The sequence below is a fragment of the Alicyclobacillus fodiniaquatilis genome (assembly GCF_042678105.1).
Taxonomy (GTDB): Bacteria; Bacillota; Bacilli; order Alicyclobacillales; family Alicyclobacillaceae; genus Alicyclobacillus; species Alicyclobacillus fodiniaquatilis.
Genome location: NZ_JBHUCX010000089.1, coordinates 38,445 through 62,154, shown reverse-complemented (window position 1 = coordinate 62,154; position 23,710 = coordinate 38,445). Strand labels below are relative to the sequence as shown.

Below are 23,710 nucleotides of genomic sequence, written 5' to 3'. Positions count from 1 at the left end.
AGCGTTACTGGTTGGCTTGGACTGAGCCTTCAGGACATAACGTAGGCGGGTTGCGCCATGCGTGTTCTGAGAAGCCCCTGCCTTTAGGCATGGGGAGTGGTCACTTTGGCGGCGCGTGGAACTTTGAACATCCGACTGGCCATTATGGCACATTTTCGACGGCGTATCTCGGGCTTCATCAAGTGCTCAAACCAGATGGTTTGTATCGCAGTCTCAACAGAGGTTTGGCATGTACCGCTGGCATGTGATGGACCCCATTCGTTTCGAAGAGGATTTGCAGGTCACAATTCAGGCGCTGGGCTGGCGTTCGGGGGGCAGGTACTTGCCTTTGCAGGACGATATTGCCTCTGTCGCTTTCTGGTATCAGGCGGAGCCGCACAATCCATATCCTTTGCTTCCTGACAAAGACAGTTTGGAAGTCATTTGAATCGGACATAATTTCCCGCACCGAGGGCTTCATATGACCCTCGGTTGCGGAATTTTGTTTTGACAGTGGGCATATGTGAGAGGGCACGGCAGTATGTAAAGAGATTTCTTCGAGGAGGAAGAGACCATGACTGATGCAATTGACCAGTTATATACTTCCAACCAACAGAGAACTTTTGCGGGTGATGCGACAGAGGCTGCTTTTTTACTTGGCGGCATCGGAACGGGGAATGTTTCCATCGGCGCACGGGGCGAGTTTCGCGACTGGGAATTGTTCAACACGCCGGGAAAAGGAAAGATGCTTCCGAACACTTTTTTCTCTATCTGGACAAAAAAGAAGAATGAAGAAGCAGTGGCGAAAGTGTTGGAGTCGAGACTCACAGCGCCGCACGCCCTTTCTCATGGTTACCATCCCATCACTGCGGCAGGATTGCCGCGAATGAAGAAGTCGGTATTGGATGGCAAGTACCCGGTTGCCGAGATCAAATTCGAAGATGATGATTTGCCAGTACAGGTGGAATTGGAGGCATATACACCGCTGGTTCCGCTCAACCCTGACGATTCAGGCATACCCGGCGCTTATCTGACCTATCGAGTGACGAATGTATCGGACTCGACAGTGGAAACCACCATCGTTGGTTCGCTTATCAACCCTGTTGGCGGCATCACCTACGACAAGTTCGGAAATTTACATCCAGAGATGCCATGCGGACAAAACCTGAATGTGTTCAGGCAACAAAATGGCCTGTCCGGTCTGTACATGCATTCTGCGAAGCATCCCCATCATGACTTGCATTTCGGCAATATGAGCCTTGTGACACCCAATCCCAATGTGACCTATAAGCGGGCATGGCTGCGTGGCGCCTGGTACGATTTCTTGCAGGAGTTTTGGGACGATTTTTGCGAAGATGGCCGTTTGACAGATCTCGGCTACGAAACGAACAGCGAGGAACATAAAACAGATACGGGGTCGCTGGGTGTGTACGAGACCATCGCCCCTGGAGAAACGAAATCGTTCGTATTTATTTTATCCTGGTATTTTCCGAATCGAATCAACGGTTGGTATGAGCATGTGCGCGTAAAAGCGCCTGGCAGGGAGATTGCCCGCAATCGTTACGCGGCGCGTTTTGACAGTTCGTGGGCGGCTGCCGAATATTTGCTGGTTCATTTTGCGAGATTGCGGGAGCAGACGTTTTGTTTTCGCGATGCGTTATTCTCGAGTACGCTGCCGGGCTATGTCGTGGATGCGTTGGCTGGCAATATGCCCGTGCTTCGCAGTACGACCTGTTTTTGGTTGGCAGACGGTCGTTTTCTCGGTTTTGAAGGCTGTTTTGATGATCTTGGCTCCTGCGAGGGATCTTGTACACACGTATGGAACTACGCGCAAACGCTGGCGTTTTTATTTCCTACACTTGAACAGAATATGCGACGCACTGAATTTTTGGAGGAAGTCGATGATTCCGGGAAAATGGCGTTCCGAGCGATGCGCATGTTTGATTGTGTTTGGATGTGGGGCGGAAAAGTCGCGCCTGCTGCGGCCGACGGGCAGTTAGGCACCATTATGCGGGCGTACCGGGAGTGGAAGCTCTCCGGAGATGACGCTTTCCTAAAGGCGTTATGGCCGCAAATCAAAAAAGCGATGGATTTCGCTTTTGTACAGTGGGATCACGACGGAGATTTTGTGTTGGAAGATGAGCAGCACGTCACCTATGATATCGAATTCTATGGCGTCAATTCACTGACGGGCGCATTTCTGCTCGGCGCTTTGAAAGCAGCCGCTCAAATGGCGAGTCATCTGGGAGATGACACTTCGGCTCGTGCGTATGAGGACGCTTTTGACAAGAGTTCACGCAGGCTGGAGGAGTTGTCTTGGAACGGTGAGTACTACGTGCAACAGCTTGACGACGTAGACAAGTATAAGTATCAATACGGCCGCGGTTGTTTGTCGGATCAGTTATTAGGGCAGCAGCTTGCGCATGTGTATGGGCTTGGTTATCTGCTCGACCCTGAACATGTGCAAAAGGCCATTCACGCCGTGTACCAGTACAACTTCAAGACTGATTTTACGCGTCATGCAAATTGCCAGCGCACATATGTCCTGAATGATGAAAAAGGGCTGCTGCTCTGTTCGTGGCCGCATGGAGAAAGACCGAAATTGCCGTTCGTCTATTCGGATGAGGTCTGGACTGGAATCGAATATCAAGTGGCGACCCATTTGATATATGAAGGATTTATAGATGAAGGATTGAGCATTGTGAAGGCGGTGCGCGAGCGTCAGGATGGGTATCGGCGCAATCCTTGGAACGAGGTGGAGTGTGGCCACCACTACGCTCGCTCCATGTCCAGTTGGGGTCTGCTCATCGCCTTGAGTGGATTTAGCTGCGACATGGTAAAGAAAGAGATGCGTTTCGATCCCGTCATCAACCGTGATGATTTCACTACTTTCTGGAGCACTGGCCGCGGATGGGGCACTTATCACCAACATCGGGACGCCGCAAGCGGCGAATATGAATGCAGTGTTGACGTCCATTACGGCGATATGAGCGGTGTCCGTGTTCATGCCTGTGGGAAGACGTTTCTCCTGTGACAAAACCTACGCAGACAAACTACTTTCTGGAGGAATTGAAGGAGGTAAGCTAGACCATGACCGTCATGGACAAGTTTAAAATGGAAGGTTACTGTTCCATCGTAACTGGCGGCGCAACCGGGCTTGGAAATGCGATGGCGAAGGCTTTTGCAGAGATGGGATCAAACATCGTGATCGCAGATTTGGATGGCGCAAAGGCTGAGCAGGCGGCAGCGGAGATTCGGTCAGAAAAAGGCGTGCAAGTGCTGGTTGTGCAAGCGGATGTGACGAAAATGGCGGATGTCGATCACGTCGTCGCAGAAGCGGAAAACACTTTTGGCAAAATAGATGTTCTATTAAATAATGCGGGCATTGTTCGGAACGCAAAGGCGGAGGAGATGTCATACCAAGATTGGAATGACGTCATCAATGTGAATTTAAACGGCGTATTTCTCATGTCGCAGGCCGTCGGGCGCGTCATGATCCTGCAAAAAAGAGGATCCATCATCAACATTTCTTCGATGTCGGGCATCATTGTGAACACACCGCAATGTCAGTGCGCCTACAACGCTTCTAAGGCAGCGGTTATTGCGCTGACGAAAAGCTTGGCGGCAGAGTGGGCGAATCACGCGGTGCGAGTCAACACCATTGCGCCGGGGTACATGAAAACAGAATTGACGCGGAAATTCTTTGAGAATGGCGGCGGCATGACAGACAAATGGATGGAAATGACGCCCATGGGCAGACCGGGGGTGCCCGAAGATTTAGGGGGCATCGCGGTTTATCTGGCATCAGAGGCTTCATCTTACGCGACCGGCGGCGTGTTTGTGGTCGACGGTGGATATACGGTTTTGTAGTTGCTGGCGTTGGCGTTCAAGTCGTTTTCAAGTCGTTCACGTAGAAACGAAGGTTGGAAACAGCCGTCGTTTCTACGTGGTTGGATGATTCAGACGATTCTAAACGTAGTGTTGACTTTCTCTAGGCGTGTAGATATAATTCGGTGGTAATACCTCCTACTTATAGACGTGATCGCGTGTACTTCATCTTACTCAAACAATGAGGTGTTTATATGAAAATTGCTTGTCAGACGATTGTATGGGGGAGCGAAAGGCTGTTTTCAGACTATCTTGGCATCCTCAAGGAAGTTGAAACGCTCGGCTTTCAAGGTGTTGAGACAAATTTGCGCGCGTTGGAAAATGCGCGGGATGCGATTCAACCATTTCTTGCGGAAAGGGACCTGGTGATTCTCTCTGCGCACACCAATATCGTGGAGTTGGTGGATAATCCAGAGCGGCAGCAACAAGTCCTGCAACTACTTCCTGAACTCGGTGTTCAATACCTGCTTATCAGTAGTCCTCATGATTCCACGGTAGAAGATTTCCAACGGTTTGCCGCAACTTTGAACGCTTTTGGCGCCGAGGCGAAAGCGAAGGGCATTCAAGTCTGTTTTCACAATCACAATTGGGAATTGCAAGACGATTGTCGCTTGCTCAATACGCTGGTTGAAAATACCGATGCGGACGCGTTGGGGCTCGCTGCAGATTTAGGATGGGTGATGCGTTCAGAAACGACCGTAGAACATTTCTTATCTCAGTTTGGCAATAGGTTGAAGTATATGCACATCAAAGATGTGCGAGACGGAGAATGGACCGAATTAGGTACAGGAGAACTGCAACTGGATGAAGTGCTGCCGCTGATTTCAGCCATGAATCTGCCGTGGTTGGTCGTTGAGCAGGACACGACAAACAAACGTCCCATGGAGAGCATGCGCATCAGTTTTGAATATTTAAGCGCGCAGACAGCAAGTCTTTGAAGCGAAAACGATACTACTTTGTCTGTTTGAAAAATGGAGAGTCCATTTCGGATGGGGGATTGACGTGAATAAGATAGCGTCTTTCACAAGAAAAGTCGAGATGTTGCGCGACGTGATCGCCGAATTACAGGCCGAATCATTGATGTTGAGCAGTCAAGTGACGACGAGTTGGCTGACCGGGGCGCGTTCATTTGTGAATATGGCTGCGGATGCAGCTTGTTTCAAGGTGATGGTGACGCCAGAGCGGGTCGTTGTCCTGGTCAATAACATTGAAGCGATGCGCTTGCTTGAAGAGGAAATGGAAGGTCTGCCTGTAGAGGTCGAGCAGTATCTTTGGTATGAAGGAGAACCAAGTGTAAAACAAATCATCACTGAGGATGCAATGAAGGATAGACTGTGGAAACTACAGGCGGTCTTGGATGACTATGAGGCAGCGAATTTGGAGCAGCTGTCCAGTGAAGTTACCCATAGTTTGGAGACTGTGTTGCCGCAATTGCAGCGGGGGATGACTGAATTCTCTGTCGCGGGCGCTGTCAGTCGGCAGCTTTGGGAAAAAGGCATTGAACCAGTTGTATTGCTGGTTGGCGGGGACGAACGCAGCAAGCTTCGCCGTCATGCTTTGCCGACGGCCAATCCTGTAAACGAATACATGATTGTTGCGGTATGTGGAAGGAGACGGGGCTTGATTGCTTCGGCCACCAGGTCGGTGTCATTTGGCCAGCCGTCAGCAGATCGCATTGCGCGCCACGAAGCGACATGTTACATCGATGCGCTCGCCATTGCGCATTCCAAACCGGGCGTCAGTCTTGGGCAGGTTCTGGCAGTGATGAAAAACGGGTATGAAGCGCGTGGATATCCTGATGAGTGGAAACAACATCATCAAGGCGGCATTACAGGTTATCGCACGCGCGTGCGGTTGGCTACGCCAGTGGATACAGAAACGCTGCAGGCGGGCATGGGCGTCGCTTGGAATCCGTCCATCGCCGGGACCAAATCGGAGGATACCTGTTTGGTGACGGAGAATGGTGGGAAAATCTTGGCGGCTCCGTCAGGGAATTGGCCGATGGTTGAATGTACATCCGCTTCAGGTGTCATAAAACGCCCAGGTATCTTCGTCATCTGATCATCTTTTGAAATCGCACACATCATACCATAAAGGCGGTGGCAAGCATGGATGTAGGCCTATACCACAGTTGTTTGATGGATTGGGATCTCAATCAAACATTTCAATGGATGTCAGATCACAATCTCCGTGACGCCGAACTGTATGGGGGACCCAGATATCCATATATCGACTGGAAAGCAGTCGCGGATGGCAATGTAGAGACCATTTTGGCGGCTGCGGAAAAGCATCATATCCAAATTCATGACATTATGTATGGCGCATTGAACTTTCTTCATCCAGATGCCGCCAACAGGGAGCAAGCGGCCAGTGAGTTGAAAACGCTGATTCGCGCCGCGAAACAGTTGGGTGCGACATCGGTTTCCACGTTCACCGGGCGAGATCCGAGTAAATCTTTTGATGAAAACCTCGCACTGCTCACAGATATTTTCCCTCCTTTCATAGAATACGCTGAACAGCATGGCGTGAAATTGTTGCTGGAAAATTGTCCGATGTATCACGAATGGCCACCGCGTTTCAACATTGCGACTAGCCCGGCAATATGGGAGCGGATCTTCGATAAATTGAACTCTCCGTATTTTGGTTTGAACCTTGATCCATCCCATCTCGTATGGCAGGGCATTGATTACATAGACGCAGTGTACACGTTCAAGGACAAGATTCATTTGGCGCAAGCAAAGGATTCAGAAGTGCTGCCGTCGGTGCAAAGGACACACGGACTATTGGATGGGGAATTCTGGCGACATAGAATCGCTGGACAGGGGGATGTCAATTGGCGCGGGTTTATCACGGCGCTTGTCGATGTCGGGTACAAAGGTCCTCTGTTGATTGAACAGGAAGATCCCTTCTTTTCTTCATCGACAGATGCTGTTCAAACTGGCTTGGAACTCACTTTGGCGTATTTGGCGCCCTTGGTTGCCATGCGTCCGCCATCTGGGGATTATTCAGAGTTGAAAGAACAAAAAACAGTGCGCCAGAGCTACTGATGACTGTTAACACTTGTTTCGCGTTTGATTGAAGGAGGTATTCCGATGAGTGTGGATACGCAAACGCAGGTGAAGAACGCGGCCAGTCAACTGAGCGTGGGATATGTGAGTTTTGGTAGAGCGACGTTTGATATTGAAGCGGCCAACCAACTCTCGGCAGAATCCCGCGAGGTTTTGAAACGTCAACCAAATCAATGGCACTTCATTGACAGCTTGGTTGTAGATCCGCAATCAGCCGAGGCAGCCGCCCAACAGCTTTCGGGAAAGATTGATGTGCTTCTGTGTCAATTCACGACATTCGTGGATGCGAGGTATATCGATATACTCGCTTCAGAACTCAAGGTTCCTTGCATTCTGTGGGCGATTCGCGAGCCGAATCAAAAATTTGGCGAGCGCTTGTCGCTCAACTCATTGACGGGCGCGAACGCGGCCGGACAGCGGCTGCGCAATATGGGCATCCCATTTCGACTGGTGTACGGAAATGCCGACGAACCCAGTTTTGAAGACAGTTTGCAAGTGGCGCTGCGTTTTTGGGCGGCGTGGCGAAAGCTGCAACAATTTCACGTGATCACGCTCGGAGATGCGCCAGAGGGTTTCTTCTTTTCCCAGCCGAGTGCGTCCGTTTGCCGCCAGTTGGGCATTGACATCACACATTTAGACCTCAACGACACTTTTCAGCGCGCCGCGTCCGTTTCAGAGACAGTGAGCGACGTTGAGATCGAACAAATCAAACAACAGGTGCGCGCCATTGAACATTTGCCACCGGAGTCTGTCAAAAAATTTGCACAGATGATCAGCGTGTTGAAGGCGGAGTTGCACCAACTGAAAGCTGATGCCGTAGCCGTTCGCTGTTGGCCGGAATTTTTCACCGAATTTGGCGCGGCGGCGTGTTCAACCATTTCAGCCCTGACAGACACGGGCATCATGGGCTCCTGTGAAGCGGACGTGCTCGGTTCCCTATCTATGGATGTGCTCTATCAACTGACGGGTTCTCCAGCATACCTCGGCGATTTGGTGGAAGTGCGTGAAGAAGAAGGCGCAGTTGTGTTTTGGCACTGTGGCGCAGGCGCATTTTCCCTCGCCCGCAACGACACCGGAGCCGTGGCTGGGAAACATCCGAATCGCGAGATCGGATTTACGCTTGAGTTCGGCTTGAAACCTGGCCGCATCTCACTGCTTCGCATAGGGGAGGACCAAGGTGGGCAGGTGCGCGCGCTCATCGGCAGTGGTGAAGTGCTGGATGTGCCGCAACGGTTTCGCGGGACGTCAGCGTGCGTCCGACTGGATGGCGACGCTGACGTGGCAAAGCGCGTCGTGAATGTGATGGAAGCCGGTTTTGAGCCTCATTACGCCTTCGCCTACGGAGATGCCGTAGAGGAATTGGCGCGCGTGTTGACGTTGATGAAAATTCCAGTGACGAGGTTTTAGGAGGCCATTATGAAGATTGCGATTGGGCAATTCGGCGGACCGACAACGGTGTTCAACGCTTCTCTTTATGGCGCATTGAGCGTTTCAACGAGTCCGAAAAACGGTGCAACGATGCAGAGCTTCGGTCTCGTGGGCGGAGTGGCAGGATTGCTCGAGGGACAGTTGGCGCCCATCTCTTCAGCGCACCCTTGGTTATTGGATACGCCTGGGGCTGCGTTGGGATCCGGTCGGTTCAAAGGCTTTGCCGAGGTTGCTGAAATAGCAGTCAAGCAATTGCAAAAGCAAGGAATAGACGGTTTTCTGGCGATGGGCGGCAATGGAACCATGGCACTGGCCAAAGCAGTGGAGGATGCGGCAAAGGCCATGGGCGCGCCGCTCCAGGTCATGGGCGTGCCAAAGACCATCGACAACGATCTGGTTCAAATTGATCACAGTCCAGGCTATCCCAGCGCCGCAAGATTTGTCATCAAAGCTGTCCGGGATCTAACGATTGATTTGGAAGCGATGAAAGGCTTTGAGCAGGTTCGCGTCGTCGAAGTCATGGGGCGGCACGGTGGATGGTTGGCAGCCGCCGCGGCGCTTGTGCCGCATTTGGCGCAAAATCCATCTCAGCGCTTGGCGCCATTCATCTGTCTGCCAGAACAACCGCTTTGTGTGCCTGAACTGCTGGAGCAAATTCGCCAGCGCGTCGCAGGCACAGGCTCTGCGCTCGTCGTCATCAGCGAAGGTGTGCAGGATGATACAGGTCACGCGGTGTTGCAATCTGCGGGGACGGGGAGTTCTGCGGACACCATTCTCGGTGGGATAGGCGCTCAAGTGGCTGAACGGATTCGCCAGGAGCTCGGTTACAGAGTGCGTTACGAGAATCTTGGGCTGCTTCAGCGGTGTTGGGCGGAGTCACAGTCGACGCTGGACAGAGAAGAAGCAGTGGCGCTTGGGCGGGCAGGCGCAGCGGCGTTGCTGTCAGGCCAATCCGGAAAAATGGTTGGGTACGTGCGCCAAGGCGCTGATACGCAGCCATACGCCACCGAGCTCATCCATGTCCCGCTGGAAGCGGTCGCAGGAAAGGTCAGGATACTGTCTGAAGCGGAACAACAACTGACGGATGAATTCTTGCATTGGTTGATCCCGCTGGTTGACTTGCCCTCTTTGGAAGATCACCCAAGGTTGCCGTTGACTGTGTTGAAATCATAGAAGTGAGGTGGAAACCTATGCCGCTTGCGGCTGGAAACTTGTTGCTTGACGCATATCAAAACCACTACGCGGTGCCCGCCTTGAGTGTCCATTCACTGGATATGGTGGAAGCCGTGATTGAAGCTGCTGACACTTCAAATTCCCCCGTGCTGTTGCAGATTGGGCAGCGGGCGATTCGCAATGGGCAGATGCAATCCCTGGCGGATCACATTGTGAAAACGGCGGCGAACTACAAGATCCCTGTAGGCATTCACCTGGATCACTGTCGAACCTATCCACAGGTCGTGGAAGCCCTGTATGCAGGATTCACTTCGTGCATGATGGATGCGTCTGCACTGCCATTTGAAGACAATGTGGCATTGACCCAGAAAGCAGTGGAGACTTGTCATGCGGTCGGTGTGCCCGTGGAGGGTGAACTCGGCGCCATCGGCGGTGTGGAGGATGACATTTCGGTGGCGGATGAAGAAGTCGTCTATACTTCCGTCGAGGCTGCCGTCGCCTTTGTCGAGCGGACACAAGTGGATTCCCTGGCTGTCGCCATCGGCTCAGCACACGGTATGTACAAACGCGCCCCAAAGCTCGATCTCCAACGTCTGCAGCACATCTACGAGCAGACGGATGTGCCTTTGGTCCTACATGGCGGCAGTGGGATACCCAAGGAGCAGATTCAGGCATCCCTAAAGTATGGAATCGCGAAAATCAACTTTGACACCGAATTGCGTCTGGCATTCGTCAGCGGTTTGAGCGAAGGAAGTCGCCAATTTCCGGATGATCCGTTTTCCATGATGCAGTTTGCGCGTGAACGTCTCAAAGAGATGGTTTATGAGAAGATATCTTACTGTCGTTTGGAGGAAGTGACCAATGGCGGAGCTTTACAACGATCATAAGTCGATGTACATCGATGGTGTATGGCGAGCGTCTAACCATCAGGACTTGTTGGACGTGATCAATCCCGCGACTGGCAGTGCCATCGCTGAACTCAGTTACGGGGGTGTGGACGAGGCGATGGAGGCCGTGGAAGCGGCTGCGCGCGCCTTTGGCGCTTGGAAGCTGACGACGGCGCGAACTCGTGCAGATATGTTGCTGGAGGCTTCGCGGATGCTGCTCAAGCGGGCGGAAGAAATCGGGTATGTACTCGCTGTCGAGTCCGGGAAGCGGTTGGCCGAAGCGGTGGGTGAAATCAAATTCGCCGCTGAGTATTTCCGCTGGTTTGCTGAAGAAGCGCGGCGCCCAGAAGGCGCGTACATCCCGAACGAGGTGCAAAACAAACGGCACTGGACCCGCGCCCAGCCTGCTGGCGTGGCACTCTGCTTGACGCCGTGGAATTTTCCCGTGTCCATCCAGGCGCGCAAGCTGGCGCCAGCGCTGGCCGCAGGGTGTACAGTCGTCGCTCGTCCATCGCAAAAAGCGCCGCTGTCCGTGATCGAAGTGTTCAAGTGCCTGGAGGAGGCAGGGTTCCCGCATGGCGTCGTCAACCTCATCCATGGGCCGGCAGTCAGCACCACCGAAGCCATGATGGGGCATCCAGCTGTGCGCGTGGTGAGTTTCACCGGATCGACTGCGGTGGGGCAATCCCTGGTGAAATCCTCTGCGCGACAATTGCAGCGCTTGGCGCTCGAATTGGGCGGCAACGCGCCGTTTATCGTCTTTGATGACGCGGACGTCGAGAAAGCAGTGGAAGGCGCGATGGTAGCGAAATTCCGCAACAACGGCCAATCCTGCATCGCGGCAAACCGCATTTATGTACATGATTCAGTTTATGAAGAATTTGTCACGCGTTGGGCTGCGACGGTCAGCCGGATGAAGCTGGCGGATCCAGTGACCAATCCGCAAAGTGATCTTGGGCCAGTCATCGATGATAAGGCGCGGCAGCAGTTGCGGGTGTTGGCCGATGAAGCCATCGCTGGAGGCGCCCGTCCGATTCATCCGAAGTTGCAGCATCCAGACGATGGATTTTATCTATCGCCACTGCTTTTGGAAAATGTGCCGCCCGACACCACGTTTGCCCGCGCCGAGCTGTTTGGCCCGATGTCGCCCATCTTCCGTTTTTCCGACGAAGATGAAGTGATAAAGCTGGCCAATGATACCGACATGGGACTGGCTGCTTACGTGTACACCAACCATGCAGGGCGTGGCGCGCGGATGACGGAAGCGCTTGAATACGGCATCGTCGGATGGAACAATGCGTTGCCCTCCGTCGCATTTGCGCCGATGGGCGGTTGGAAACAAAGCGGCCTAGGGCGGGAAGGCGCACGCATCGGCATGGAAGAATTTCAAGAAGTGAAATACGTGAGCCAAGAGCTGTAAGGAGAGACGAGCATGCGAGTCGTGATGACTGAAGATTTGTGGTGGCCGCTGCCCGCTGCCTTCGCCAATGCGTACGATGTCGTTTACGACGCAAGTTTGGTGGACGATAGAACAAGGCTGTTGGCAATGGGCGCAGAAACGCATGCGCTGATCGTGCGTAATCGAACGCGCGTCGATGCGGAGTTGCTCGACGCGCACCCGAATTTGCGCGTGGTTGGACGATTGGGTGTCGGGCTTGACAACATTGACCTGGCGGCGTGTCGGGATCGCAATGTGCAGGTCGTTGCGGCGCGGGGGTGCAACGCCATCAGTGTCGCAGAGTATGTCATCGCTTGCCTGTTTGACAAGGCTCGATTTTTGCGCCGCTGTGACGCCGACGTGAAGGGGGGTGTATGGAATCGCACAATTGCAATGGGCAACGAAGTATACGGCAAGACGCTGGGGCTGGTTGGTGTCGGTGATATCGGACAGCGCGTCGCCACGCGCGCCAGGGCGCTGGGCATGCACGTGATTGCGTACGATCCGTTTGTTCTTTCCACCAGCGCGCTTGTCCAAGATGTCCATGTCGACTTGGTCAGTTTAGAGACGGTCATGCAGGAAGCTCACTTTATTTCCGTCCATGTGCCACTCACGCCTGAGACAAGGCATGTGATCGGCGAAAAACAGCTGGCGCAGATGCGGGATTCGGCCGTGCTTATCAATACATCCCGTGGGGGAACCGTCGATGAAGCGGCACTGTTGGATACGCTGCGCGCGCACCCTGCGCAAACCGCCTATCTGGACGTGCGTGAACAGGAACCACCTGCAGACGATGATTTGTTGCTGAAGTTGGATAACGCCGTTTGTACACCGCATGTGGCCGGCATTACGAATGAATCTTCGCAGCGTGTCGCCGAATTTATTCTGGCTGAGGTGGATTTGGCGCTGCGTAAAGTAGAGGCAAAACAGGCGTGAAGTAAATTTATACCATTTGTAACCAAAGGCATATTTGTTTGCTTTTTTATGGTCATACCACATACGAGATGCCTATTACACGAAGGTGAACCGTTCAAGGAGGAGGTTGTCCGATATGCACAAGTTTCTTGTACACAAACAAGGAGACCATGTAGGCGTCGCCACGCGAGACATTCAAAACGGCGAGGAAATCAGCGGGATTTTTATGGATGACAACACCAAGGTTGAGGTGGTGGCGAGGGGAGACATTCCGCTTGGCCATAAGATCGCACTGCAAGATTTAGCGCAAGCATCCGATGTGATTGAGTATGGTCAAATCGTCGGTGTGACAAAGTCCGCCTGGCAGCGCGGCGACTACGTTCATACCCATAACATCAAAAGTAAGAGGTGGTAGAAATGACAAAACCATTGATGGGTTATCGGCGTCCAGATGGTAGTGTCGGTATCCGAAACCATGTGCTGATCATTCCTGTTGACGACATCTCAAACGAAGCGTGTGAAGCAGTGGCAAACAAGATTCAAGGGACGATGGCCCTCCCTCATCCGTATGGTCGCCTGCAATATGGCGAGGACCTTGAGTTGCATTTTCGCACGTTGATCGGCACCGGGCGCAATGCGAACGTGGCAGCCGTGATTGTCATCGGGATCGAACAAAATTGGACGAAGCGCATCGCAGACGGGATTGCCACGACGGGCAAACCGGTGGCGGCGTTTAGCATTGAGGGGCAGGGAGAACTGGAGATTGTGCGCCAAGCGTGTTGGAAAGCGATGGAGTTTGTCCAGTACGCCTCTGAATTGCAGCGGGAGCCGGTGGAGCTTGGCGAAATGATTTTCAGCATCAAGTGCGGTGAATCGGATACCACGACCGGTTTGGCTTCTTGTCCCACCGTCGGCCGGGTGGTTGATCATTTGCTTGATGCGGGTGCAACCGTGTTGTTTGGCGAAACCTCCGAGTTGACGGGGGGAGAACACCTGATTGCCGAGCGGTGCACAACGCCGGAAGTCCGCAGCCAATTTATGAAGACGTACGACGATTATGTGAGCTTCATTCAAGCTCAGGGCGTGGATTTGTTGGGCTCCCAGCCAACCGAGGGCAACATTGCCGGTGGGCTGAGCACCATTGAGGAAAAGGCGATGGGGAACATCGAAAAAACAGGAACCAAACCTGTTGTTGATGTCCTGAAGCCTTCACAAGCGCCGGTCAAGCCTGGCCTCAATTTTATGGACACCTCATCTGCGGCTGCGGAATGTATCACCCTGATGTGTGCGGGCGGCGCTGTGTTGCACTTTTTCCCGACTGGTCAAGGCAACATCGTCGGTCATCCGGTTGAGCCAGTGATTAAACTGACGGGCAATCCGAAGACGGCCAAAGCGATGCAGGAGCACATCGACGTGGACGTCAGCGGCTTACTTTCGCACGAAATCACTTTGCAACAAGCTGGTGAGCAACTGGCGTCGGTGATGGAGCGCACGATAAACGGTCGACTGACAGTGGCGGAAGCACTGGGTCACAAGGAGTTTGTGCTCACCAAGTTGTACCCCAGCGCTTAACGTGTGGGCCAACCAATGGTGATTTCGATCTCGTTGGATATTGGGGAGCGAACTGGTATAATAACCGGCGCATGCTTGCTGTGTGCCGGTTAGACAGAATTCGATTTCAGAAATTGTGGAGCAAGGGGAGCGTGTGTCTGTGGATGGGGCAAAGTATGCGACTGAAGACTTGAAAAAATTTGCATCCGATTGCTTTGTGGCCGCGGGCGTTCCAGCCAAGGACGCCGACTGGACTGCAGACACGCTGGTGCTAGCTGATTTATCTGGGAAATCCACGCATGGGATTTCTCGCCTGTCCGCATACATCGGCGGGATAGACAAAGGGAAGATCAATCCGCGTCCAAATATATCGGTCCAGATCACGGGCGCGGCGACCGCAACCGTGGATGGAGACGACGGATTAGGGCCAGTTGTGGCCAGAGCAGCCATGCAAACGGCCATTGAACGCGCGAAAGAGGCTGGCGTTGGGGCCGTCACCGTCCGGCGTGGAAACCACATCGGTGTTCTGGCTCGATACGCCAATATGGCGGCGGACGAAGGGTTCATCGGGTTGGTTTTGACCAACGCCCAGCCAGCGATTCCCCCGTGGGGAGGACGTCGCGCATATTTTGGCACAAATCCCATCGCAATGTCAGCCGGGCGTGGTGATGAGCAGATCTCTGTTGATTTAGCGACCAGTGTTACGGCCAGAGGTAATGTCATCATGGCATCTAAAGATGGCAGTGAAATTCCCGAGGGATGGGCCATCGACGAAGCAGGAGAGCCGACGACGGATGCGGCGGCTGCGCTTAAAGGCGCTTTGTTGCCGATGGCTGGGCCAAAGGGCTACAGTCTGGCCCTGCTGGTGGAGATCTTATCCGGTGTTTTAAGCGGCGCAGCGATTGGAGACGAAGTCGGATCGATTTATGATGATGCCCCAGACGCGCCAAATACAGGGATATTCGTCTTGGTGCTGAATCCTGGATTTTTCCTGGGAGAGTCAGGCGCGTTCGCGACTCGTTTGTCCCAGATGGAGCAAGCGATTCATGCAAATCCGCTCGCCAAAGGAGTCAGTGCTGTCTACTTGCCCGGTGAACGCCAGCGTGCAGAGATTTGCAAGCGAGAAGCGCAGGGAATGGCGCTACCAGAGACAACGAAGAATGAGCTTCAGGCGCTTGCAAACAGATTCTCTCTAAATTTACCAAAGGAGTTTGCGTGAGTTTGAAACGTGAGGGGATTGGACCATGTTCGAACAGATTTCCGACAATATCGCACTGAGCCAAAAAATTGTGGCGCAGGTGACCGACGCGATTGTCCGCGGTGAGTTGAAACCGGGGGATCGCATTCCTACCGAGCGGGATCTTGCTGTCGTCTTTGGGGTGAGTCGCACTGCGATTCGCGACGCCATCAAAATCCTCTCTGGTAGAGGAGTACTTGATGTCCGGCATGGCGTGGGGATCTTTGTGGCCAGTGCTGACCCCGAGGTCACGTCACTGGAGTTTGCTGGGGCAAAGATTCAGGACCTATTTGAAATTCGACAAACACTTGAGACACAGGCAGCTTCTTGGGCAGCGCAGAGAGGGACCCCCGAACACATTCAACGGCTTCGCAATATCATCGACGAGGCGCGACGGAGCGCAGACACACTCACCATATTGGCGGAAAAAGACGCGCAGTTTCATATGGCGATTGCCGAGGCGTCTGAAAATATGCTGCTGGTCAAAGTGATGTGGATGCTCCTAGACGCATTGGCTGAAGGTCGTCAACAGTCGCTGACCATTCCCAACAGGGCTTTGGCATCGTTAGATGAGCATGAGCAAATTGTCGATGCGATTGAAGCAGGTCAATCTGCAGACGCTGCAAAGGCGATGGAGTCTCATCTACACAGTGTGCGCAGGGCCATCATTGGCAAATGAACGGTTGTTGATTGCAGAATTTTCATTGTCCCCATGCCACTTATCAGGTGTGCGTTGGATGGTTTTCATCTGTTTCCACTTGTCTCTTAGCAACATCTGAATGACAGTCACTCACCTCGTGTTGATTCTGGTATCGCCTTTTTGCATATGTTTTTCACATATTCCGCGCCTAGTTTAGTTTGATCTCAGGATTTTCATAGAAGTTGGCGCGTTCACCAAGCCTTTTCGTTGCGTTTGGATGAGATAGACAAGGCCTCAGTGAGTCATGAAAATAGAACACCTTCCCCACTCGGTGCATCATGCGCTGAAGGGGAAGGTGTTTTGATGCTGTGCTGTATATTTATCGATTGCGCGAATGATTTCACGGTTACAAACAGTTCGTCCTACACGTTCATAGTATGAGTTCTTCGTAATTTTCGGATTCAAATTTCAGACAGCATTTGAGTTTCCCACACACGCCTGAGATTTTACTAGGGTTCAATGAGAGACGCTGATTTTTCGCCATTTGAATGGAGATGGGATCAAATTCGGATATCCAGGTAGAACAGCATAAAATCCGCCCGCATGGTCCAATCCCCCCAACGAGTTTTGCCCTATCGCGAACCTGAATTTGGTGCAATTCAATTCTGGTGCGGAAAATGGAAGCCAAATCCCTCACAAGTTGACGGAAATCAACACGCTGTTCTGCTGAAAAATGAAATGTGAGTTTGGTGCGATCAAACGTGTACTCTGTTTCGATGAGTCTCATGTCGAGCCCATGCTCTGTAATTCGCTCTGAACACAGCGCCATGGCTTGGCGGGCAGCTTGTTTGTTTCGCTCTACTTGGTCTAAATCAGCATCTGTTGCAAGGCGAACGACTTGTTTTAATGGAAGAACCACTTCTTCTTCATTCACAACAAAAGGAGATTTGACGATCCGCCCGCATTCTTTTCCATTCGAGGTTTCCACAATCACCCTATCTTCAACATGCAACGGAAGATTGCATGGGGCAAAATAATATATTTTGTCGGCTTCTCTAAATCGCACGCCGACAACGTTCACCTTCATTTCAAATCAACTCCATTCATGATTAATGCGCGATGACATTACATGGGAAAGTTCTGAAAGTAAAGGAGATGATGTGACAAAAAGTGCAGCAGCAGATTTCCTCTGTCTCCAAATGATACACCATATTCACCGCGTAGTTTGTTTAATTTTCAATATTCGGTAAAAACATAATCCGACATACTGTCTCATGGATTTCAGACATGGAAAGCGGGACTTCGACATCCAGATGGCGACATACTATTTCCAGGTGATGAACATGCAATCATATTTGCACGTGTGTCTGAAATGCGGCTATGACACCGCAGCTTATGGTATCCTCGGCAAATGTCCGATTTGTCGTGCAGGCCGTGAAAAATTGAAAATCATGGCCATGTCAGACGAGAAGGCATATACGCCTCCGTTGAAGAAGCCCGTGGGGAATGTAACAGACATCACAAGGAAATTCGGCAGTTAATTGACAATGTAGGCAGGCAAAAGGAAGGAGATGGAGAATGATTTATTTACCTACCTTATACGTGAAAGAAGTGACAGCGATGCATGCATCCATCGCTAACATCAGTATGTCGACACGATTGCATACGCGATGTTGAAAGGCGATTGGAAGACGGGTTCTACAACGCCGGTTGCATGGAACGACGAGGAATCTTTGACGTGACCTTGAGAGGTGGTGCTATACACATGTTTACGTTCAGCAACCGGGTGAAACGCGTCATTCAATATGCGACATTGGCGGTGCCAACTGGGCGTGATGTCATCAATCCGTTTGATCTCTTTGTCGGTGGACTGCTGGAAGGAACAAGTGTGCTTGGGGAACTTTACCTCCGTGGTCGGTTTCGTATCGCCGAATTACAGGTGTGCGCAAATCAATATGGACTGCAGGATACCAAAGTGCCATGTTCCATTTCGCCCACCAAGCCAAGCATATCTGCGTCTCTGATGGAGGTGCTGCATCTGGCAGATGACCTGCGAAAAAAATATCGGCAATGCATGATAAACGAGGGTCATCTGTATAGTGCAATTCTAGATTTGTGTGACATTGCATCGCTTCTCAAAACATCTTCATCAAATATTACAGAAGATGATATACGTCAAATTGTGTGTGAACCAAGAGACATGGTCGTTGCACTGGAGAACTTTCCCCTCCCTACGTGCGCAGAGATCTCGGAAGTGATCATTCGACGCGCTGATAAAGGGGATGAAGCGTCCTTGTGTCTCTTTGTTCAGCAGACGTTTAGCAGCCGCTGGTTAGATGCGGTGCACAATGGCTTCACCTATGTAGTTCCCCCCATCTTTTTGGCGATGAGGCAAGATGAAATCATCGGGTTCGGTTGTTATGATGTCGTTCGCTTCAAGAAGGGGACTTTCGGGCCGATGGGTGTTTTGCCCAACTGCCGGGAAAGTGGACTCGGCAAATCACTGTTACACCATTGTTTATTTGACATGAAACGTTGTGGATATGCGTATGCCATCATCGATGAAGCAGGCCCCATTGAATTCTATGAGCGGGCTTGCGGCGCAGTCGTCATACCCAAACCGACAGAACGATAGGTACTGAGGGGGGAATTGCAATGACGGAGAATTTGAACTATTGAAGTTGGCTGGGCCACATCTTGCATTATTGAAGAAGATGATGGAGTCTCAATTGTGATATTTCGATTTTTCAACAGATACCGACGATGTCTAATTGCCCCAACCCAGTTGTCTTTCCATCCAAAACACGTCCTATTCCACTCTCGTTCCCTTGGTGGTAACTTAAAAGTGTCATCTCTGAACTTCCGCTTGTGACGATTCGTCGTGATCGTCAGCATCTTTGCCTGACAGCGTGTGCAGTGGTTCCTGGATGACCATACAGACTAGGAAGGAATGATGCGACGTGTCGAAAAAGGTACTGATTTTGACTGGTGACGCTGTGGAAGCGCTTGAAGTCCACTATCCTTACTTTCGCTTGTTGGAAGAGGACATTGAGGCGGTGATTGCCGCTCCGACAAAAAGGGTACTGCATACGGTCGTGCATGATTTTGTCGGTTGGGAAACATACAAAGAGATGCCTGCATATCAACTGGAGGCGCACGAAGCATTTGAGAACATCAATCCAGAACAGTTTGATGGGCTTGTGATTCCGGGTGGTCGTGCCCCAGAATATATTCGCCTCAATGAGCATGTGCCGCGCATTGTTGGTCATTTTATCGATGCAAACAAACCGATTGGCGCCATTTGTCACGCGGCTCAAGTGCTGGAGACCGTCCGAGACAAATTGCAAAGGCGCAAGATGACGGCGTATATTGCTTGTAAACCGTCAGTAGAGGCCATGGGGGCCATCTATGTGTCAGAGAAAACACTGCACGTGGACGGCAACCTTGTATCAGGGCACGCATGGCCGGATCTACCTGGTTTCATGCGGGAATTTTTGCGACTGTTGAACGCGTAATATAGCTCTGGGCTAGATTGTTCTTTTACAAGCGGTGTATTGGACGTGAAGAATCATTGTGTACAAAACTTGTTGGACAGTAAAACTTAATTTTCGAGAAACAGCATACAGTAAAGGAAGTCTCGTCAGGTCAAATCGACGAGGCTTCTTTTTAGTATCTCGATTCTTGTATCGACGCTGTTGGCTTCGTCCAGAATCAGGATTGTTGAGTCGTGAAAGGAAAAGGACTGTATATCCTGATGATTTCGTAGCGCATTTATAAGTTGTCGATCACGCTGACAATTGCCGTTCGCCGTTGACGCTGAATTACTGGTTTTCGGATTTTCGGTTGTTATGCGCAAAGTTTTCTTCCACAACAAAAACATCAGAAAGTTCAAGGCTGAATCATGGAAAAAACTTACATAGTATTTGAGCGTCGTTCATACAGTTTGTCACTTCCACCTTTTATGAAGAATCAAAATCATATGTATACAAATGCATTCATATTACTGAAATTTATCGAAAAAATGTTCAGAATGATTTTTTGCAGCAGCTTGCTGTAATAAACCGGTTTTGCTGTTTTTGATGCATCAGAGATGTTCAAACCAATAAAAAATGAAAAGGCGCTAAGTGTGAGTTGATGTGTCGGCATCATGAAAAGACGAGATTTCATCGTTTTGTACTGTACATGTTTTACATAATGTTCTGTCATTTATGATGTGATTGATGTTGGTTAGGCATTCATCGACAGGCATTTATTTCACGGAAAAACACCATCAGTGTAGGCTTATACAGAGTGTATTTTTAAGGAAGCAAGAGAGTACTGTGATGACTGTTAAGTGGTTTCACACTTTTGTGCAGTATCGAACATGAATTGTGTATATAGATGGAAATAAACATAATCGGTCATAAAAAATAAAAAACAAATAACTCGTAATTTTCTTTGTCGCTTTTGGTACGATGTCGATTCGTTGGTGTACAAATATAGATGAAAGAAATGTGGATCAATCTCTCCGTAAGTTGGCTGACACAGAGCGTGTGTAGAACGAATGGATGAAAATGGTGAATGAGATGTTAGACGGAAATGTTGGGTTTGCTGAATTTTCAAGGGGTTAAGAGGTATAATTGCACTCGATGGGTAGCATGAAACAAGAACAAGTGAGTTTGGTAGGCCTGCGCATTGTAAATCAGCATAGAACAGCATAGGAATCTTTCGATGTCGTAAAAACTAAGTCTCGATGTTGTGTATGGCGTGTATAGAAAAATGATTGAATAAAAAGGAATGAAATGAAGATATATCAACGATTATTAACCTGTTTATTTATTATTTTTTATTTTATTTCATGTATTTACATTTGGTTATTTGCCGTATGTCGTATGGAGGTGGGGACTGCTACATATATATTATATATTTATTGAAATGGATTCATCTATAAAAATTACCGGTTGACAGAAGCGAGTCTGTGCCCAATAATCAATTTCAAAATTGTTTTTGTTTTTCGCAGAATAATTATGCGGTCGTAACAAGGGGGATTGCACTTTTTGCTTTCAGTAGCGCGCCGTGCCTCAACTTTGGTTTGTTAATGTGCCTTGAGTTGAGTTTCTGGTCGCGAAAGAGAGAAAACAGAGAACAGTGAAGGGGGAGATAAAGGAAGCGTGTATGCACACATCCGACAGTGTTCTCGTTTCAGATGAGAAAGCGTACCTTTGTAATGTTCTCTTGAAAGCGGTTGCGGATTGTGTCATCGCGAATTAATTACTTTATCGTGATTTTATTGTGGTTTATGTGAAATCTAGTTCCATTACATCAGAGAATGGACAAAATTACTGTAAGAGGTGATAATGATGTTTGAAAATAGAAAACCCCTATGAAAGCGCTCTCTATGGTGGTTGAAGCAACATCGTTATCACCCATCAAAAAAAGAGGCGCTTTATTTAATTGCTCGGTAAACATGAATCATCGGAGCACAACATGGAATTCGAATTGTTGCAAGGCAAGATGCTGGCATTTTTGATACCGAGGAAGTTGGGGTGAATGTTCATCATGAGAAAACGTTTTCTAGCGGCATGTTCAGTGCTTGGCTTGTCTGTCGGCCTCGCAGGCTGCGGTGCAGCACAAAATGTGGATTTGACCAAAATTTCATCATCTTCACCGCCGGCGCAGCCGAAGTACGACACGACTGATTCTTTTACGTTCGATGGTTCCTGGCCGATGCCGCCACAGTTTCAAGGAAACCCATTTGCGGCAGGCGGAGAAGGAACAGGCACGCAGTATGAGTTTGAACAACTGTTTGAATACATTCGTTCGACGCAACAATTCACGCCTCGCCTAGCGGCATCGTACAAAAATACGGCGACGGAAACCATCGTGCATCTGCGTAAAAACGCAAGATGGTCGGACGGTGCACCCATCACGAGTAAGGACATCTGGGCATACTACATGTTGCAGCACACTGAGGTAACGAACTACTTGACCAATATCGAAACACCCGACGCGCATACAGTGGTATTCGTTTGGGCAAAGCAAACGAACCCGTTTAACCAAATGCGGATGGCGTTGATTTCCCAGGATAACCAAGGCGAGATTCCCTATCATATCTATGGCAAATATGCCGATAAAGAATACCAGTTGTTACAGGAAGCCAAAAAACAATCGCCGACATGGACAGCGAATACTTGGATGGGGGTAAAGATACCTACTGCCATTCAGACGCAAATGACGAAAAACTATGCAAACTTCACTTCAGATACGCCTCCGGATCCAATTTGTTCGGGCCCGTATATGGTGTATTCAACCAATAACACTGATCAGATATTGGTGAAGAATCCGTATTACTGGGATAGAAAAGACGTTAAGTTCAAGGAACTGTGGATTAAGCAGATCCAGCAGGTACCCGCGCAGTGGGCCGAGTTGAAGTCCGGACAGTTGGATTATTACGATGGCACACCGCCGCAAGACGTCTTGAATGCAGGTCTGGCCAGCAATCCAGATTTGGTGCACTACCAAATGGAAGACGTTGCGTCCATTGGTATGTACTTCAACCTTCGAGAACCTATTTTCCAAAATGAAAAATTCCGGCAAGCGCTTGCTTACGTGTTTGACCGTTCCAAGATTCGCGATGTCGGTAACTATTTTGGTGTTACGTCTCCATACAACATGACAGGGTTGGTACCTTCAACGCTTTCTTCAGTGTTGTCGAAGCAGACGCTGAGCAAAATGACGAAATACACCTACAATCCAGCCAAGGCCACACAGATGTTGGAGCAACTTGGGTGGAAAAAAGAGAACGGCAAATGGCATGAACCGAATGGGAAAGTTCCACATTTTATCATTGGTGCAAACACCACTTGGATGCCCGGTGTCCTCAGTGGTCAGGTAGCAGCACAGCAGTTGACTGATTTCGGAATTCCAACGAGTTTAATAGCAGCTGATGCAAGCATCGAACCAACCAATGCTGATAACGGCAAGTACGATATGTCCATAGACTGGGTTGATGTGACGTTCGGATACAGCTCACCGTGGAATTCGTTGGACTACATGTTTTGGAGTACTCCAGAGCAGGAAATTGGCTTTCCAACATATAAGAGCGGTCCGAATAACGGTCATCCCAAAACGAATTTGATTGGATTAAACGGACAGAAGGTTGATCCAAACACGTACATTAATGAATTTCCAGTTACACACAATGCAGCCAAACGGCAAGAGATGACGGACAATATGGCGTATGCAATTAACCAGGCAGTTTATGGCATCAACTTCTTCCAAAATGTCACCGGCGCTTGGGCGAATGTGAAGATGTTGGGCGGCAATTGGCCGATGGAGAATGAGTGGAGCAAGTATGACCGCAATATGCCTTTACCAAAAACAGGTACGGAAACAGCTTTGAAAATTGCCGAAATGAACACTGGATTTGGCTCCGACTGGTGGGTATTTAATTATTGGCCAAATTGATCGCTGATCAATTGAGGACAGCGTATGTACGCAAAACTGATTGAATTATCACAGTGAGGT

18 protein-coding genes and 2 pseudogenes are annotated in these 23,710 nt (G+C 50.3%); 19 read left to right on the top strand and 1 reads right to left on the bottom strand.

The features are described from left to right. The 16 genes and pseudogenes from ACFSB2_RS21400 to ACFSB2_RS21325 form a co-directional block, all read left to right on the top strand. Positions 1-248, top strand: a pseudogene (locus ACFSB2_RS21400) (hypothetical protein); the annotation flags it as partial. Further along, positions 230-427: a DUF2961 domain-containing protein gene (locus tag ACFSB2_RS21395; RefSeq protein ID WP_377945144.1), complete on the top strand. Its 198-nt coding sequence runs from the start codon at positions 230-232 to the stop codon at positions 425-427. The pseudogene ACFSB2_RS21400 and the gene ACFSB2_RS21395, both read left to right, overlap by 19 nt. Positions 428-553: 126 nt before the next feature. Beyond that, a complete protein-coding gene (locus ACFSB2_RS21390; protein ID WP_377945143.1) occupies positions 554-3,013 on the top strand; it encodes a GH116 family glycosyl-hydrolase in 2,460 nt (819 codons plus the stop codon). Between the two features lie 56 nt (positions 3,014-3,069). Continuing rightward, positions 3,070-3,849: a glucose 1-dehydrogenase gene (locus tag ACFSB2_RS21385; protein WP_377945142.1), complete on the top strand. Its 780-nt coding sequence runs from the start codon at positions 3,070-3,072 to the stop codon at positions 3,847-3,849. A gap of 212 nt (positions 3,850-4,061) precedes the next feature. Then, the gene (locus ACFSB2_RS21380) at positions 4,062-4,805 is read left to right on the top strand and encodes a sugar phosphate isomerase/epimerase family protein (protein ID WP_377945141.1); all 744 of its coding nucleotides are present in this window, start codon (positions 4,062-4,064) and stop codon (positions 4,803-4,805) included. Positions 4,806-4,869: 64 nt separating this feature from the next. After that, entirely contained in the window at positions 4,870-5,928 is a 1,059-nt protein-coding gene (locus ACFSB2_RS21375) for a M24 family metallopeptidase (protein WP_377945140.1), read from the top strand. 47 nt (positions 5,929-5,975) lie between these two features. Beyond that, positions 5,976-6,914 (top strand): sugar phosphate isomerase/epimerase family protein, encoded by a 939-nt coding sequence (locus tag ACFSB2_RS21370; RefSeq protein ID WP_377945139.1) that lies wholly within the window; start codon positions 5,976-5,978, stop codon positions 6,912-6,914. A gap of 45 nt (positions 6,915-6,959) precedes the next feature. Then, positions 6,960-8,342: a hypothetical protein gene (locus ACFSB2_RS21365; RefSeq protein WP_377945138.1), complete on the top strand. Its 1,383-nt coding sequence runs from the start codon at positions 6,960-6,962 to the stop codon at positions 8,340-8,342. 9 nt (positions 8,343-8,351) lie between these two features. Next, on the top strand, positions 8,352-9,536 hold the full coding sequence (locus ACFSB2_RS21360) for a diphosphate--fructose-6-phosphate 1-phosphotransferase (RefSeq protein WP_377945137.1): 1,185 nt from the start codon (positions 8,352-8,354) through the stop codon (positions 9,534-9,536). Positions 9,537-9,553: 17 nt separating this feature from the next. After that, positions 9,554-10,423 (top strand): class II fructose-bisphosphate aldolase, encoded by an 870-nt coding sequence (locus ACFSB2_RS21355; RefSeq protein ID WP_377945136.1) that lies wholly within the window; start codon positions 9,554-9,556, stop codon positions 10,421-10,423. Further along, the gene (locus ACFSB2_RS21350; RefSeq protein ID WP_377945135.1) at positions 10,398-11,843 is read left to right on the top strand and encodes an NAD-dependent succinate-semialdehyde dehydrogenase; all 1,446 of its coding nucleotides are present in this window, start codon (positions 10,398-10,400) and stop codon (positions 11,841-11,843) included. Before ACFSB2_RS21355 ends, ACFSB2_RS21350 begins: the two co-directional genes overlap by 26 nt. A gap of 12 nt (positions 11,844-11,855) precedes the next feature. Then, positions 11,856-12,797 carry a hydroxyacid dehydrogenase gene (locus ACFSB2_RS21345; protein WP_377945134.1) on the top strand — a complete coding sequence of 314 codons (942 nt, stop codon included), beginning with the start codon at positions 11,856-11,858 and terminating at the stop codon, positions 12,795-12,797. Between the two features lie 115 nt (positions 12,798-12,912). Further along, positions 12,913-13,191, top strand: coding sequence for a UxaA family hydrolase (locus ACFSB2_RS21340; protein WP_377945133.1), 279 nt, complete (start codon positions 12,913-12,915; stop codon positions 13,189-13,191). A gap of 2 nt (positions 13,192-13,193) precedes the next feature. Continuing rightward, positions 13,194-14,348: a UxaA family hydrolase gene (locus ACFSB2_RS21335; protein WP_377945132.1), complete on the top strand. Its 1,155-nt coding sequence runs from the start codon at positions 13,194-13,196 to the stop codon at positions 14,346-14,348. Positions 14,349-14,487: 139 nt separating this feature from the next. After that, positions 14,488-15,546: an Ldh family oxidoreductase gene (locus tag ACFSB2_RS21330; protein WP_377945131.1), complete on the top strand. Its 1,059-nt coding sequence runs from the start codon at positions 14,488-14,490 to the stop codon at positions 15,544-15,546. Between the two features lie 25 nt (positions 15,547-15,571). After that, on the top strand, positions 15,572-16,243 hold the full coding sequence (locus ACFSB2_RS21325) for a FadR/GntR family transcriptional regulator (protein ID WP_377945130.1): 672 nt from the start codon (positions 15,572-15,574) through the stop codon (positions 16,241-16,243). A 406-nt stretch (positions 16,244-16,649) separates the two neighbouring features. Here ACFSB2_RS21325 and ACFSB2_RS21320 read toward each other — a convergent pair. Further along, positions 16,650-17,291, bottom strand: a pseudogene (locus tag ACFSB2_RS21320) (PSP1 domain-containing protein); the annotation flags it as partial. 678 nt (positions 17,292-17,969) lie between these two features. Between ACFSB2_RS21320 and ACFSB2_RS21315 the strand changes: the two are divergent. The 3 genes from ACFSB2_RS21315 (at position 17,970) to ACFSB2_RS21305 (ending at position 23,650) form a co-directional block, all read left to right on the top strand. Next, on the top strand, positions 17,970-18,839 hold the full coding sequence (locus ACFSB2_RS21315) for a GNAT family N-acetyltransferase (protein WP_377945129.1): 870 nt from the start codon (positions 17,970-17,972) through the stop codon (positions 18,837-18,839). Positions 18,840-19,164: 325 nt separating this feature from the next. Beyond that, the gene (locus ACFSB2_RS21310; RefSeq protein WP_377945128.1) at positions 19,165-19,719 is read left to right on the top strand and encodes a DJ-1/PfpI family protein; all 555 of its coding nucleotides are present in this window, start codon (positions 19,165-19,167) and stop codon (positions 19,717-19,719) included. 2,023 nt (positions 19,720-21,742) lie between these two features. Then, on the top strand, positions 21,743-23,650 hold the full coding sequence (locus ACFSB2_RS21305) for an ABC transporter substrate-binding protein (RefSeq protein ID WP_377945127.1): 1,908 nt from the start codon (positions 21,743-21,745) through the stop codon (positions 23,648-23,650). Positions 23,651-23,710: the final 60 nt, after the last annotated feature.

Coding starts and splice junctions, on each gene's coding strand:
- ACFSB2_RS21355 (WP_377945136.1), top strand. CDS start 9,554: ATGCCGCTTGCGGCTGGAAACTTGTTGCTTGACGCATATCAAAACCAC.
- ACFSB2_RS21380 (WP_377945141.1), top strand. CDS start 4,062: ATGAAAATTGCTTGTCAGACGATTGTATGGGGGAGCGAAAGGCTGTTT.
- ACFSB2_RS21335 (WP_377945132.1), top strand. CDS start 13,194: ATGACAAAACCATTGATGGGTTATCGGCGTCCAGATGGTAGTGTCGGT.
- ACFSB2_RS21365 (WP_377945138.1), top strand. CDS start 6,960: ATGAGTGTGGATACGCAAACGCAGGTGAAGAACGCGGCCAGTCAACTG.
- ACFSB2_RS21370 (WP_377945139.1), top strand. CDS start 5,976: ATGGATGTAGGCCTATACCACAGTTGTTTGATGGATTGGGATCTCAAT.
- ACFSB2_RS21350 (WP_377945135.1), top strand. CDS start 10,398: ATGGCGGAGCTTTACAACGATCATAAGTCGATGTACATCGATGGTGTA.
- ACFSB2_RS21315 (WP_377945129.1), top strand. CDS start 17,970: ATGTTTACGTTCAGCAACCGGGTGAAACGCGTCATTCAATATGCGACA.
- ACFSB2_RS21390 (WP_377945143.1), top strand. CDS start 554: ATGACTGATGCAATTGACCAGTTATATACTTCCAACCAACAGAGAACT.
- ACFSB2_RS21325 (WP_377945130.1), top strand. CDS start 15,572: ATGTTCGAACAGATTTCCGACAATATCGCACTGAGCCAAAAAATTGTG.
- ACFSB2_RS21395 (WP_377945144.1), top strand. CDS start 230: ATGTACCGCTGGCATGTGATGGACCCCATTCGTTTCGAAGAGGATTTG.
- ACFSB2_RS21385 (WP_377945142.1), top strand. CDS start 3,070: ATGACCGTCATGGACAAGTTTAAAATGGAAGGTTACTGTTCCATCGTA.
- ACFSB2_RS21360 (WP_377945137.1), top strand. CDS start 8,352: ATGAAGATTGCGATTGGGCAATTCGGCGGACCGACAACGGTGTTCAAC.
- ACFSB2_RS21345 (WP_377945134.1), top strand. CDS start 11,856: ATGCGAGTCGTGATGACTGAAGATTTGTGGTGGCCGCTGCCCGCTGCC.
- ACFSB2_RS21305 (WP_377945127.1), top strand. CDS start 21,743: ATGAGAAAACGTTTTCTAGCGGCATGTTCAGTGCTTGGCTTGTCTGTC.
- ACFSB2_RS21340 (WP_377945133.1), top strand. CDS start 12,913: ATGCACAAGTTTCTTGTACACAAACAAGGAGACCATGTAGGCGTCGCC.